This is a genomic window from Amycolatopsis circi, assembly GCF_003385235.1.
In the GTDB taxonomy this organism is placed as follows: domain Bacteria; phylum Actinomycetota; class Actinomycetes; order Mycobacteriales; family Pseudonocardiaceae; genus Amycolatopsis; species Amycolatopsis circi.
On record NZ_PQIA01000188.1, the window covers coordinates 1 to 13,793 of the forward strand.

Annotated in this window: 10 protein-coding genes; 3 read left to right on the forward strand and 7 right to left on the reverse strand. The window is 70.5% G+C overall.

Annotated features, from left to right (window positions below):
* Positions 1–280: 280 nt before the first annotated feature.
* Positions 281–2,440 carry a DUF6049 family protein gene (locus tag D0D37_RS42725; protein WP_116206271.1) on the reverse strand — a complete coding sequence of 720 codons (2,160 nt, stop codon included), beginning with the start codon at positions 2,438–2,440 and terminating at the stop codon, positions 281–283.
* A 14-nt stretch (positions 2,441–2,454) separates the two neighbouring features.
* On the reverse strand, positions 2,455–2,961 hold the full coding sequence (locus D0D37_RS42730; RefSeq protein WP_009085315.1) for an NUDIX hydrolase: 507 nt from the start codon (positions 2,959–2,961) through the stop codon (positions 2,455–2,457).
* Between the two features lie 101 nt (positions 2,962–3,062).
* Here D0D37_RS42730 and D0D37_RS42735 point away from each other — a divergent pair, with 101 nt between their 5' ends.
* From D0D37_RS42735 to D0D37_RS42745, 3 genes are all read left to right on the forward strand, one after another.
* Positions 3,063–4,520, forward strand: a complete 1,458-nt coding sequence (locus D0D37_RS42735; protein ID WP_116206272.1) for a CCA tRNA nucleotidyltransferase — start codon at positions 3,063–3,065, stop codon at positions 4,518–4,520.
* A 212-nt stretch (positions 4,521–4,732) separates the two neighbouring features.
* Positions 4,733–6,058 (forward strand): sensor histidine kinase, encoded by a 1,326-nt coding sequence (locus tag D0D37_RS42740; protein ID WP_116206273.1) that lies wholly within the window; start codon positions 4,733–4,735, stop codon positions 6,056–6,058.
* Complete coding sequence (locus D0D37_RS42745) at positions 6,043–6,876, forward strand: class I SAM-dependent methyltransferase (protein ID WP_116206274.1); 834 nt, start codon at positions 6,043–6,045, stop codon at positions 6,874–6,876. The genes D0D37_RS42740 and D0D37_RS42745 overlap by 16 nt, the downstream gene beginning before the upstream one ends.
* Here D0D37_RS42745 and D0D37_RS42750 read toward each other — a convergent pair.
* The 5 genes from D0D37_RS42750 to D0D37_RS42770 form a co-directional block, all read right to left on the reverse strand.
* Positions 6,862–8,754: a TNT domain-containing protein gene (locus D0D37_RS42750; RefSeq protein ID WP_116206275.1), complete on the reverse strand. Its 1,893-nt coding sequence runs from the start codon at positions 8,752–8,754 to the stop codon at positions 6,862–6,864. The genes D0D37_RS42745 and D0D37_RS42750 overlap by 15 nt on opposite strands.
* Before the next feature lie 124 nt (positions 8,755–8,878).
* The gene (locus tag D0D37_RS42755) at positions 8,879–11,107 is read right to left on the reverse strand and encodes an ADP-ribosylglycohydrolase family protein (protein WP_116206276.1); all 2,229 of its coding nucleotides are present in this window, start codon (positions 11,105–11,107) and stop codon (positions 8,879–8,881) included.
* Positions 11,108–12,469, reverse strand: coding sequence for a TNT domain-containing protein (locus D0D37_RS42760; protein ID WP_425267033.1), 1,362 nt, complete (start codon positions 12,467–12,469; stop codon positions 11,108–11,110).
* A 29-nt stretch (positions 12,470–12,498) separates the two neighbouring features.
* On the reverse strand, positions 12,499–12,804 hold the full coding sequence (locus D0D37_RS42765) for a hypothetical protein (RefSeq protein ID WP_116206278.1): 306 nt from the start codon (positions 12,802–12,804) through the stop codon (positions 12,499–12,501).
* An 80-nt stretch (positions 12,805–12,884) separates the two neighbouring features.
* A partial coding sequence (locus tag D0D37_RS42770; protein ID WP_116206279.1) for an MFS transporter occupies positions 12,885–13,793 on the reverse strand: 909 nt, incomplete at its 5' end.

A 13,793-nucleotide genomic window follows, 5' to 3' on the forward strand; every position in this document is an offset into this window, starting at 1 on the left:
GCATTCGGCGGGTTCCGTTGGGCGGCGGCTGCCTGCGTTCGGCGGGCGGCGGCGGAGGGGGCGGCTGGCGACGGGCGTCCCGCACCGCGCGGCGAGGAGGCTGGTCGTCCCGCCTCGGCGGCGCGCCGTCCCGCCGGGGACGACCCGCACGCTCGGGTGGTTGACCCGGCTCTTTGTCCAACGCGTCCCAATCCTCGGCGGTCCCCTTGCCCCTGCCATTGTGGCAGCGCCGACTCAGGGTAATCGGGAACGGGCGCGAGCACCCGACCCCTCGAGGATGTCAGGGCGTGCCGCCCCGGCCTTCCTTGATCCGCCGGTAGATCCGCCGCGACGCCAGCAGGAGCAGTGCGCAACCAGCGGCGACCGTGATGATGATGGTGATCGGGCCGTATTCGGTCGAGGTCAGCTCGAAGCGCGCGGTCGCGCCGAGATCGGTGCCCGACGGGGTGGTCAACGACACATCGACCGACAGGCGTCCGGCCCGCAGCGCCTCGATCTGCACGTATCTGGTCTGCCCGCCCTTCGCCGGGAAGAGGAAGATCTTGTCCTCGTCGCCGCGGAGACCCATGTTGTTCTTGAGGGCGATCTGCGCGCTGACGCCGACCGGCAGGTCGTTGTGCACGTACACCGGCAGCGGCGAGGACCCGGACGCGAGCGCAATCGTTTGCTTCGGCTGTTCCACCGTCACCTGATCGCGGATCGCGGCGAGTTCGGAGGTCGCGTTCGCCGAGGCGGACGAGGACGACGACGAGCCGAACGCGGTCGAACTGCCGCGGACCAGCGCGTCGCGCACCGGCCCGACGATCGCCCCCGGCTCGACCCGGTTCCTGGGGTCGATCTGCATCGCCGACAGGAGGCTGGTGGCGTCCTGGTCGAGGCCGGACAGCTGGTCGGCGACCGCCGCGCCGCCGTCCGCATGGGTGCCCGCGGCGAGCGAGGCGCTGCCTTCGGGGGTGCTTCCCAGCAGGTCGTCGAGCGTCGACCCGGCCGTCACGCCCGCGTTGGTGAGCTTGCCGAGCCCGGACAGGAAGGCGTTCAGCTCGTCGGTGGTGGCGTCCCAGCGCCGAGGCGGAGCGATGAGCATCGGCCCGCCGGTCGAGCCGTCAGTACGGCCGAGCCCGGCCTCGAACGCGATCGCGGCGAGCCCGTTCTGCGTGGAGACGGCGCGCTGCGACGCACCGCTGTAGGTGGTCGGCGTCTGCGGGCTCGGCGCGAATCCGGTGAGACCGGCGGTGGCCATCGAGTTGGTCGGCTGCGCGCGCAGGCCGTCGGAAAGCGTCGCCGCTCCGGTGACGGTCTCGTCGTCACCGCCTGCCCGCAGCTTGCCGCTGTCGGTGAGCACGGTTTGGAAGCCGCCTGTCGAAATCGCCGACAGCGCCTTGTCGTCCGGTGTCCCGCCCGGCCACAGCACGCCGCTCTTCGACTCGACGCCGAGCACCTGGCGGATCGTCGCGGTGCCGTTCAGCGCCGTGGTCATGAGGCCGGGGTCGGGATTGCCGTCGGCACCGCGGACCTTGCCCAGCGTGGTGAGATCGGCGTCGGCGAACGGCAGCGGGATCACACAACGGCCAGTGACCAGCGCGCGCAGCGCCGCCAGCCAGTTCGACGCGGCGTCCGCGCCTTTGCCCGTCACCCCGCCGCTGACGCGGTAGCCGTTCCGCATCGCGTCGACGGTGCGCAGCAGGTCAGGATCGAGGGCGAAGCAGAGAGAGCTGCCGACCTTCTGGTTGTTCTCCTGCGCCGCCCGCGCCGCCGAGACCAGGGAGTACAGCCGTCCGCCCGGGCTCAGTTCGTCGGCGAGCGCGTCGTCGGTGAGCGTCATCGGCACGCCGAACGGCGCGGACTGGATGTGCGGCTTGCTGTCGGTGATCGGCCACAGCACGGCGAGTTTCGAATGCCGCGGCGTCGCCTGGTTGTTCGCGTGGCCCGGCGTCGACAGCACCGGCATGAGCAAACTCACCGCGGCGAGCCGGGCCGGACCGCCGTACTCCGGCGTGCCGTTCACGTTCACCAGCAGCGGGTAGACGCCGGGCCGAAGCGCCGCGCCGCGCGGTCCGGTGAGCGGCACCGTGATGGTCAACCGGGCGCTCTGCCCCGGCTCCAGGTCCTCGGCGAGCGGGGTGAAATCGGTGAGCGGGCTGTCCTGCACCGGATTCCCGGCGAGCACCGAGTCCATCGCGCGCGGGCTGGCCAGGCGGTCGCCGATCTGCAGCCGGGCCATCGGCTTGACGATCCGCCGGGACCCGGTGTTGGTCACCGTCCCGGTCACCGTGATCGCCTGGTCCGAGCTGGTGACCAGGCGCGGGGCCAGCTGGCCGAGGTCGAGCCGCAGCCGGGCGGGTTCCGGCGTCGGATTCTCCTGCGCGCCCGCCGGCGCACCGAACAACGCGGTGGCGGCGACGATCAGCAAGGACAGCAAGAAGGCGGCGGGCCGCTTCACTCGGGTGCTCCCTCTCAGCCGCGCTCGTCGGGCGCGAAAAGTTCTGCTGCCCCGCGAACCAGCTTGCGCTCGTCCGCGTAGGCGAGGGTGGTCTCCAGCTCGGCCAGCGGGACCCAGGCGACCTCGGTCACCTCGACGTCCTCGTCCGACAGCTCGCCGCCGGTGGCTTCGAGCAGGAAATGGTGCACGGTCTTGTGCACCCGGCGCTGCTGCGCGACGAACCAGTAGTCGATGGTGCCCAGCGGGTGCAGCACGCGCGCGGAGATGCCGGTTTCCTCCTTCACCTCGCGCACCGCGGTCTGCTCCACCGTCTCCCCGTCCTCGATGTGGCCCTTCGGCAACGACCACAGCAGTCTGCCGTGTCGGTCGAGCCGCCCGATCAGCACCGCGCGTTCGCGCTCCGGGTCGACGACCAGTCCGCCCGCCGAGGTCTCGTCGACCGTGGTCAGCCGCCTGCCGCGGTGGCGCCGTCGCCGCCGGCGCGGCGTCGGCGGTCCGGCGCGACCGGCAGATCCAGACATGCTGCGATGCTAGAGCAAACGGTCGCCCGGGTACTCTGGCTCTCCGTGTCCGTGTCCGGCGGCGTCCGCGGTGGCGGCGCCATTTTCGTGGTGGGATTCGAGTGAACAACCTGGTCGCCCAGCAGAACGCGGTGACGGAACTGATGCGAGTGTCCCCGCTTGCCGACGAGCTGGCCGAGCGCTTCGCGCGCGCCGGCCACAGCTTGTACCTGGTCGGAGGCAGCGTGCGCGACGCGCTGCTCGGCAGGCTGTCGAACGACCTCGACTTCACCACCGACGCGCGCCCGGACCGGGTGCTGCAGATCGTGAGCGAATGGGGCGACGCGGTCTGGGACGTCGGCATCGCCTTCGGCACCGTCGGCGTCACCAAGAACGGCACGACGCTGGAGATCACCACGTTCCGCGCCGACAGCTACGACCGCGTCGGCCGCAACCCCGAGGTCACCTTCGGCGACACCATCGAGGGCGATCTCCTGCGCCGCGACTTCACGGTCAACGCGATGGCGATCGACCTGGTCGGGAAGACGTTCATCGACCCGCATGACGGCATGGACGCGCTGCGGCTGAAGGTGCTCGACACCCCGGCGCTGCCGCAGGAGTCGTTCGCCGACGACCCGCTGCGGATGATGCGCGCCGCCCGGTTCTCCTCGCAGCTCGGCTTCACCGCCGCGCCGCGCGTGGTCGAGGCGATGACGTCGATGGCCGAGGAGATCGACCGGATCACCGCCGAGCGGGTCCAGACCGAGTTGTCGAAGCTGATGCTGGCCCCGGACCCGCGGCCGGGCCTGGAGCTGCTGGTCGACACCGGGCTGGCCGATCGGGTGCTGCCCGAACTGCCCGGGATGCGGCTGGCGATCGACGAGCATCACCAGCACAAGGACGTCTACCAGCATTCGCTCACCGTGCTCGCGCAGGCGATCGCGCTGGAGAAATCGCACGAGCCGACCAGCGAGCCGGACCTGGTGCTGCGGCTCGCCGCGCTGCTGCACGACGTCGGCAAGCCGGCCACCCGCGAGTTCGCCCCCGGCGGCGGCGTGAGCTTCCACCACCACGAGGTGGTCGGCGCGCGGATGACCCGCAAACGTTTGCGCGCGCTGAAGTACTCGAAGGAGATCATCGAGCAGGTTTCCCAGCTCGTGTTCCTCCACCTGCGGTTTCACGGGTACGGCGGCGGCGAGTGGACCGATTCGGCGGTCCGCCGCTACGTCACCGACGCCGGCGACCTGCTGACCCGGCTGCACAAGCTCGTCCGCGCCGATTCGACCACGCGCAACAAGCGCAAGGCGGCCGCGCTGCAGGCGACCTACGACGATCTCGAGGCCCGCATCGAGCGGATCAAGGAGCAGGAGGACCTCGACCGCGTCCGGCCGGACCTGGACGGCAACGAGATCATGCGGCTGCTAGGCCTCCCTCCAGGCCCGCAGGTCGGACAAGCCTGGAAGTTCCTCAAGGAACTGCGCCTAGACCGCGGCCCACTAGAGCACGACGAGGCAGTAGCCGAACTGAAAAAATGGGCCGCAGCAGAAGGACTCGGCCCAACCCAGCAGCCCCAGAACTGACTCAAGCCAGCAGCCGCAGAACTGAACCGAACCGCGGGATCGCGTCGGCGTGCGGAGGGGCGGTGTGCACGGCCCCTAGGCCGGGCGCACCGCCCCTCCGCACGCCGACCTAAAGGCGATCCCGCCGCGACGACGAAGTCGGCGCCATCAAACACTGGATCATCGCCCTGGCAGCCGAGATACTCCCTGTCTCGAACCGAACAGGGGGATCGATGGCGCGGCAGCACGGCGAGGACCGGCGCGGAGCCAGCTTTCTCGTCACCTTGCTGCGGCGCGGCACTCCCGCGCTGGCCACGGCGACGACTGGGCTGACCGACGAGATCGGCGATCCCACCCCGGTGCGTGCGCTGCAGCGGATCTCGCGGATGGCCGGTCCGGTGGACGCGCGCCAGCCTGACGGCCTGCTGCTGCGCTCGGCCCGGTACGTCGTGCTGGTGCCGCTGGCCTATCGCCTCGTGGCCGTGCCGGGTCAGTTCGCCGCATATGCGGCGAAGCACGGGTCAGCTGGGCTGGCGTCGGTGGCGCTGGTCGCCGTGTGCTCGATGGCGCTGAGCGCGTTCGGCGTGTTCTGGATGCTGCGGAAGGCTCCGTTCCGCAGTGATCTGGCGGCGTGGCTGCTGCTGATCGACCTCGTGGCGACGGGGGCGTTCGAGCTGTTCATCGGCGCGACGGTGTCGCCCGCGGTGTTCCACGACGCGGTCGGCGTCGCGGACAAACACCTGCTCGGCAGCGTCGCCCTGCTCACGCTCGCCGTCGGTATCCCCTCCGGGATCGGCCTCGCGGTGCTCAGCCTGCCGGTTCGACTGCTCTCGGACCTGCTCAACCACGGCACGTTCGATTTCGCACAGGCCGCGTCGCTGTACCCGACGATGTTCGGCGTCCTGTTCACCGCGGTCGGCGCGCTGATCCTGCTCGGGCTCGGGATCCGGCTGGCGCTGGCGTACGGGATCCGCAACGGGCGGCTCGCCGAACGCGCGCGGCAGCACCGGATGCTGCACGACACGGTGCTGCAGACCCTGGAGGCGATCGCGCTCGGCGGTCCCGGCGGTTCGGATCAGCGACTGGTCGAGGTGCAGCGGCTTGCCCGCGCGCAGGCGATCGAGTTGCGGCAGACGATCGAGACCGCGGCGGCGCAGCGGGCCGAGGAGGGTGCGCGGCCGCTCGGCGAGAAGCTCGCGGCGCTGGCCGCGGAGATGGCGCGCGACGGTCTTCGCGCGCAGCTGGTGATCGCCGAGCTGGACAACGACACGCTGTCGGAGGTCCGGCAGATCGCGATCCGCGACGCCGTGCGGGAAGCGATGCGCAACACGATGAAGCACGCGGAGACGGACAAGGTCGTGGTACGCGTGGAGGAACGCAACGGCGGGATCGCGGTGATCACGCGGGATCACGGCACTGGGTTCAGTCCGCAGGACCGGCCGGCCGGGTTCGGGATCAGCGAGTCGATCACCGCGCGGTTGTCCGAGGTCGGCGGGACTTCGCTGGTCGAGTCGAGTCCGGGGAGCGGAACGAGGGTGACGTTGTGGGTGCCGCTGTGAGCGGGGTGGCTGCTGCTTTGGCGGCGTATCGGGACGGCGATGTCGAGCGGGCGGGCGAGCTTTCGGCGGCCTCTGGGACTCCGTTGGGCGCTGAGCTGGCGACGTATCTCGCGGCGGGGCCGAGCGGTCCGGTGTACGACCAGCCTGCCGCGTTCACGGCGTTCATTCGCGGCGGCGGGAATGTCGAGTTGTACCGGCGGTTGAGCGAAGAACTGGCTGCGCGGTACGACTCCTGGCGTCCGGCCGCGTTGCTGGATCTCGGGTGCGGTGACGGGTTGGCGATCGAACCCGCGTTGGCGCAGGCCTCGTTCCGGCCGGAGCGGATCGACCTCGTCGAACCGTCGGAGGCGCTGCTCGCGGACGTCGAAGTCCCTGGTGCACGCCGGTTTTCGTTGACCGCGCAGGACTTTCTCGCCGCGGATGGTTCCACGTGGAACCTCACGCAGTCGACGTTCGCGCTGCAGTCGATCGAGCCCGCCGCCCGGGCCGAGGTGCTGAGTGCGTTGCGGCCGCGGACGGAACGGTTGGTGCTGGCCGAATTCGACGTGCCGGACACCGCCGACCTGGAGTCGCTCGCGCAGCGGTACGAACGCGGCGTCGCCGAATACGGCGAGCAGGCTTCCCTGGTGGCGCAAGGGTTTCTGCTGCCCGTGCTGCTCGGCGTCGCCGCCGGGACGGCACGGACGAACTGGGAACACCCGGCGACGCAGTGGACCCGGCAGCTCGAAGCCGCCGGGTTCGTCGACGTGACGGTGGAACCGCTCGCGGACTACTGGTGGTCGCCCGCGGTGCTGATCACGGCTTCACAGCCGGGATAGCGTCCCCTGCTCCAGGTGCTGCGCGATCGGCCGCGGCAGCAGGTACGCCGTCGCTCCGCCGGGCTGCTGACCCCACGGAGCGGTGATGCCGGTCAGCACTCGAATCGTGCGCTGCACGCGGTACTCGTGCCGGTCGCGTTCGCGGTCCGGCGTCAGCGAGGTTTCGAGGAACCGCACCGAATTCGCGTGCACCAGGTTTCCGGCCTCGGGGCCGAACCGGACCACCGTCGTGCCGGCGGGCAGCGCGACGATCCGCTTGCCGCGGAAGAACGACAACGGCGGCTCGCCGCGCATCGGCAGGATCGGCCAGTCCGCGGGCTGTTCGGATTCCTCCGGAGCCTGCGGCGGCAGCATCAGCAGCGTGCCGAGAAGGAACCGGGACGCGTCGGCGAGGTTGGCGAACGCGACCGGCTCCGCTGACGGCGGACGCGACACCTCCCAGCCGTTTTCCGCGCGACGCAACGTCCAGACGCCCTCGGCGGGCACCTCGTCCGCGCCGATCCGGTACGCCGACGACGGCACGCCGTGCTCGACGAGCCGTTGCTGCAGCAGCGCCAAAGTCTCGGCCCCGCGCAGGGCATGGGTCTGCTCGCCGCGGACCGCGCGGGCGAGCGAGCTGTCGTCCGGAAGATCGGCCTCGGTACGCCCCGGGCGCGGCTTGCCGAGTACGTCAGCCTCGGCGGTCGCACGCACGAGATCGCGCACGATCGGCGGCCGGAACCCGGCGGCGCGGATGTGCTCGACCAGCTCCGGCTCCGGCGGAACGCCGTATTTCCGCAGGTAGTGCGGTACGGCGGCGGGCCAGATCCAGGTGCCGTCGGTGTGGAACGCCTGCGGCACGTCCGGCGGCGCGCCGGGCGCGAAGATGTCCGGCTGCGGAACCGGCCGGTGCAGCACGACCGGCGAGCGGAACAGGTAGTCGAGCACGCCGCGGACCTGGTCCGGCGGCACCGGCGGGCGGTTCACCACGGGCCGTTCGCCCTCGTTGTGCACGTCGACCGGCCGCGCCTGGCGGAACCCGACGGTCAGCGGCAGCCCGGCCTTCGCGCCGAGCCAGTCCGGCAGGTGCTTGTCCGGCCTCGGGAAACGGGTCAGCTCGACGAGGTAGGACTCGCGGGCGGGCTCGCCGCCGTCGTTGGGCGGCAGCCGCCAGTCCGGTTCCTGGTCGGCGTCGAAGTCGAAATCGAACTGCGAATCGGCGTCGAGCGTGAAGGTGCCTTGGAACCAGGTGCCGGTTTCGGGCTGGTACATCGCCGCGCGCAGCTGGGTGAACAGCGTGCTCAGCTGCGGCGTGCCGGGCAGCGACACCGAAACCGGGCCGTTCTCGTCGCCGACCGCGCGGACCTCCAGCTCGGAGTAGTCGCCGACCTGCCGGAACTGCGCCGCGACCCGCGCCCATCCGCCGGGCACCTGGCGCAGCGTGCGGCCGATCCCCCGCAGGATCCGGGTCTGGTCGCCGCCCTCGGTCTCGGGCTTCGGCTCGCCGTAGTCGTGCCGGGTCAGCCACAGCCCGGTGAGCTGCTTGCCCGGGACGGTCACCGAGAAATCGGTGAGCCCGAGCTGCGCGGCGCGCGCCGGATCGTGCCGCGTCCAGCGCAGGGTCAGGTTCGGCTGGTCGCCCGGCGCGACCTCGAACAGCTCGTCGTCGTATTCGACGTAGGTGCGCAGGTCGAACGTCGCGGGCACCTCGTTCGCGAGTACGACTCTGGCCGGCTTGCCCTCGTGCTCGCGGTCGAAGCCCTCAGGCGCTTCCTCGTCCCCAACGACCGTCAGCAGCAGCGTGCCGTCGGTGGTGGAGCGCTGCGCCGCGAAAGTGCGATCGTCGAGCGTCGCGTACAGGCCGTCTGGGCGTTCTCCCGATTCCACCCGGTACCGCACGTCTGGTTCCTCCCCGAAGTCCCCCGTGTAGCCGCAACGAACCTATCTGACCGTGTCACGACCCGACCATCGGTCACCGGAGACGGGAGAATATGCGCCCACAAATACCTGCCCGGGTGACCGATCAGTGCCGTGGGTAGCGCTGCACCCAGGCGTCGCCGAGGGCGTTTCGCGCCGAATGGCGGTCGAAATGCCACAGCGCGTCGGTCGCCACCTGCTCGATCAGGTGGTGCAGTTCAAGCTGCTCGACCCACTTCCGGGGCAGCCCGGGAACGCCCACTCGCGCACCGAGCAGCGCACCGGTCAACGCGCCGGTGAGCGCGCTGCGGCCGGAGTGGTTCACCGCGCGCAGCATGGCCTGTTCCGGGTAATTCTCGAAGCCGGACAACGCGGCGAACGAGCGGCCGAGGACGGAGAGCGTGCTCTGCCCGTCGCCGATCAGCTCCGGCATCCGCAGATCCGGCAGGCCGTGCTCGCCGAAGAACGGCACCGCTTCGGCGACCAGGTCGCGCACCGGCCCCCATTCCGGGCCGTCGTGCTCGTCGAGAACCTCGCGGGACAGATTCCACACCGGGTAGCTGAACGAGTCCTTCGTGAGCGCTTTCTCGAACACCCACGCCAGGTACGTCGCCGCGGCCACGTCGTCCGGCTGGTGCGTCACGCCGGCCAGATCGCGCACGACCTGGCCGATCCCGCCGCTGAACCCGGTGCCCGGACCGGCCGCGGTCAGCACCGCGGGCAGCGCGCCGACCAGCGCGGCCGGACCCGACAACGGCGCGGCTTGCGGATCGCCGGTGACGAGCGCGTGGTACGCGTTGAGTTCGGCGTCGTCGATGGCGCGGCGGGCGTGCAGTTCGGGCACCTTGACCAGGAAACCGTCGGCGTTCTGGATCGCCGCGCCCTGCGTGTGCAGCCAGCGGCCGAGCGCGCCGCGGACCACGCTGGGGAACAGCTTCTCGACGTCGCGCGACTCCGGCTGTTCGCGATGCGGGCTGCGGATGACCGCCTCGGTGAGGAAAAGCAGCCGCTGCGTCATCGAGCCGATCCGGCCCGGCTGGTCGAAGGCGAGCGGCAGTTCGCGGACGCCGTCCGGACCGTAGGTCGAGACGATCTCGTCCAGCCGCATCCGGTCGACGGCCGAGCCGAGCGCCTCGCCGAGCGCGAACCCGACCCACGCGCCGACAACCCGCTGCCAGCCGTAACGGAAGTTCTCCAGGCTGGTCTCCGGGTATTTGCCGAACGTGTCGAGCTTCGGGACGATCCGGCCCTCGTTGTCCCAGGACGGCACTAGACCGTTGGCGCGCAAGTCGTTCGGCCGCGAGCGGCTCGGCTCCGGCTGCTCGAACCGGCGCAGCCACGACCGGCCGAGGACGGTCTTGCGGCATTCGTCGGCGGTCAGTTCGAAACCGTGCCGCCGCGCGCGTTCCGCGGCTGCTTTCGGCACGTCGACCGGCTTCTCCAACCCGATCCGGGCGGCGGTTTCGACGGCGAACTTCTCCAGGTCTTCTTCGATCTCCGGGCAGCGGCCGTTCTCGTCGACCCGCGGCTCGTGGCGCGGGAACCGCTTCGCGATCGTGGTCAGCTCGGCGCCCGCGACGTCCTCGAACGTCGCCGGACCGCCGTTGATCACCAGGTTCGGCGGGTGCTCGAACTCGGCGAGGGTCGCCAGATCGACGCGCCACCAGGCGTGCTCGCGGGAGGGCAGATGCCGGGTCGAGCTGAAGACGCGCAGCTCGTTGCGTTCCTCGGAGAAGTAGAAACGGTCGGTCGCGCCGGTTTTGAGATCGAACGGCACGAAGACTTCGCAGCGCAGCAGGCCGATCAGCAGCTGTTCGCGCGAAAGCCAGCCGACGCTCGCGAAGGCGAGGAGGGTTTCCAGCGGGTTTTCCGGCTTCGGGTAGCCGCGGCGGATCGGACCGGCCTTGTACTCGGGGTTCTCGCGTTCGTCACCGGTCTGGTGGCCGTCGTTGTCGACCTTCACCCAACCCGCGACCGCGGGCAGCGGCACGCCGAGTTCGCCGAGCCCGGCCTTCGCGTACTCCGGGTCGACGACCTCGCGCCAGCTTTCCTGACCCGGGTACGCGACCGGGGTGCTGAGCCCGCCCGGATGCGGATGCGCCTGGCGCAGTTCGCCGTCCGGTTCGCGCACGAGCACCGACGGAGCGGGGAACAGTTCTTTGTCCGGACGGCCGTCGTCGAGGAACGCGACGGTGTTGTAGGGGATCGACCAGCCTTCGGGGACCCGCAGCACGCGGTCGCGGTCGACCCGGAGGCCGCCCGGCCCGGAGACCTCGGGGCCGTGCACGGCGCGCAACCACTTCCCGACCTTGTCTACCGCTTCCGCCGCTTCCACCTACTCGATCCTCTCCAGGCTTCCGTCGGACTCGTGCTCCGCGATCGGCTTGGGCAAGACGTACGCCACCGCGCCGCCGGGAAGGTTCGCCCAGGGCACCGTCACCCCGGTAATCACCTGGAGTGATCTTCGGAGGCGAAAAGTGCTGGTCATGCGCTCCCGTTCGAGTGGCAGGGACGTCGTCGCGAACCGTACCGCCTGGTGGTGGACCAGGTTGCCGGGTTCTTCACCGAATCGCAGGACGACGGTACCTTCCGCCAACCGAGTGAGTCTCTTGTTCCGCAGCAGCGTGAGGGGAGGGTCACCCGGCGCGGGCTGGACCGGCCAGTCGGCGACCTCCCGCGCCGTTTCCAGCGGGGTTTCGCGACCGCCGGTCGCGCGGGCGGGATGCATCAGCAACGCGCCGAGCAGCTGCTGAGCGGCGTCTTCGAGGCGGGCGAAGATCTGCTCGCGGCCGTCCGGCGCGACGACTGCCCAACCGGCTTTGACCTGGTAGAGGCTCCATTTCCCGGCTTCCCGGCCGCCGAGACAGCGGACGTCGCGCCACACGCCGAAGGAGTCGAGCCGGTGGCCGAGGTGGGTCAAAAGTTCGGCGTCGGACAGGACCGGGTCCGGGTTGGTCTCCCGCTCGGCCGCGACGTCGCCCGCGGTCCGCTGGACGTCGTCCGGGGTCGGTCGCGGCCGGGGCTTCCCGGCAAGGTCGGCTTCCGCCGTGCGGCGCACCAGATGTTCGACGTACGGCGGGTGAAAGCCCAGGTCACGGATGTGCTGGAGGAGTTCCGGCTCGGGCGCGGTGCCATGTTCTCTGAGGTGCTCGGCCACCTCGACCGGCCAGATCCAGGTCCCGTCGGTGCGGTGTTTTTCGCCGACCGCAGCCTCACGTTCGAGATACCGCAGCACGAGCGGCAATTCTTCCTCCGACAACGGTTCGCCGGTTCCGGCTGTCGCGTGTCGGAATTCGACGCCGAGCGGCAGGCCGACGTGCAGCCGCCACCAGTCGGGAAGGTGCTCGTCGTCGCGGGGGAAGGTGGCGAGTTCGGCGAGGTAGGCGATCGAATCCGGGGGCGTCGTCCACGGGGGCTCGCCGTCGGTGAAGTAGTCGAACTCGAACGCGCCGTCCGGGGTGAGCACGTAACGCGCCTGAATCCAGGTGCCCCGCCCCTCTTGATACATCTCGGCCCGCAACGAGGTGAACCGCTGGACAACCTCGGTGCTGGCGACGGTGTTGCGCGTCTGCACCTCGAAATGGTCGCCGAGCTGGGCGAACCCGATACCGGCCGCCGCGTCCGGATCGGCCCGGTTCGCCCGGATCAGCCTGCCGATCTCGACGAGCGCCTGCTGACCGGTACTCGGTTGTTCCACGTGAATCACTTCGTCCGGAGCGGACGGCATCAGGACCCGCGACGGCGGTTCTGCGGAACGGTTCCGCGCGGACGGACGCGGCGCGGGGTCGGCCGCGGGGCAGGCATCGAGGAGGAGGCGTGCTGCGGCTCGGGTGCGTCGGCCAAGTGCTGCACGAGCGCCTGGACAGTCAACGCGAGCTGCGCTGGCGTCGTCCGTTCGAAGGCGTCTGGGGCGAACTCAAGCCGCCCGAGCGTCCCGGCCGGTCCGGCGGTAGCGCGGACGAGCCCGTCAGGCGAGGTCAGAACAGCTGGAGCGGCGTCGAGACGGGCACGGTCGTCCCCGATGGTGCTCACGGTGGCCCCCCGTGTCGGTTGCGCGTGCCGAGATTAACTCGACCGGGTCGCAAGTCACCCTAATGCCAGACGGTGAGTTACTACCCCCGTTTGGCTTCAACGGTTTGCGGCAGCGAATCGCCGCGGCGTCGGCGGGCCAGCAGATACCCGGCTCCGCCCAGCAGGTAAAGCGCGGTCGCGACGACCATCAGCTCCGGCGAGTACCCGTTGTCCTTGACGAAGATCGCCGCGATCGAGACCGCCACCACCTGGGTGATGTTGAACAGAGTGTCGTACAGCGCGAAGACCCGGCCGCGAGCCTCGTCCGCGACATCGAGCTGCACTGACGAATCGACGGACAGCTTCAGCACCTGGCCGGTTCCCATGATCAGGAATGACGCGACCAGCGCCAACGGCAACAGCATCGGCAATCCGAGCGCGGCTTGCGTGACCGCTGAGATGAGCAGCGACCCCAGAACCGCCCGAACCCGCCCGACCGACCGGATTACCTTCGCCGTCACCAGGCCCGCGACGAGAATGCCCGCCCCCGCACACGCGACCAACTGCCCAAGCCCAGGCAACCCGGCGCGGAAGAACCCGTCGTCAGTGAAGTAATTGCGCATCAGCAACACGCTGACCAGCAACGAAATCCCGTACGCGGCGCGATGCGCGAACAACGCGACGAACCCAGCCGTGACGTTGGGTGCGCGCCACGCGTGCCTGGCCCCGTCCGCGAGCCCCCGCGCGACTGCCAGCACCGGATTAGTCGGCTCGTCCACCACAGTCGGCCCGAGCACCCCCTTGGCAAACCGATGCGCGAGGAAAGCCGCCAACAACGCCCCGACCGCCGCGAACGCAGTGGTCTCCGCCGACCCGACGTCCCCCGCCCCGAACACCGCCCGCAACCCGATCGCGCACCCGCCGCCGACGACCGCGATCACCGTCCCGGCCGTCGCCGCCACCGCGTTGGCGGAAACCACCGCTTTCGACTCCACGACGTGCGGCAACGC

Excerpts from the sequence above, each read along its gene's own strand:
- D0D37_RS42730 (WP_009085315.1), bottom strand. The coding sequence starts at position 2,961 with ATGTCTGGATCTGCCGGTCGCGCCGGACCGCCGACGCCGCGCCGGCGG.
- D0D37_RS42740 (WP_116206273.1), top strand. The coding sequence starts at position 4,733 with ATGGCGCGGCAGCACGGCGAGGACCGGCGCGGAGCCAGCTTTCTCGTC.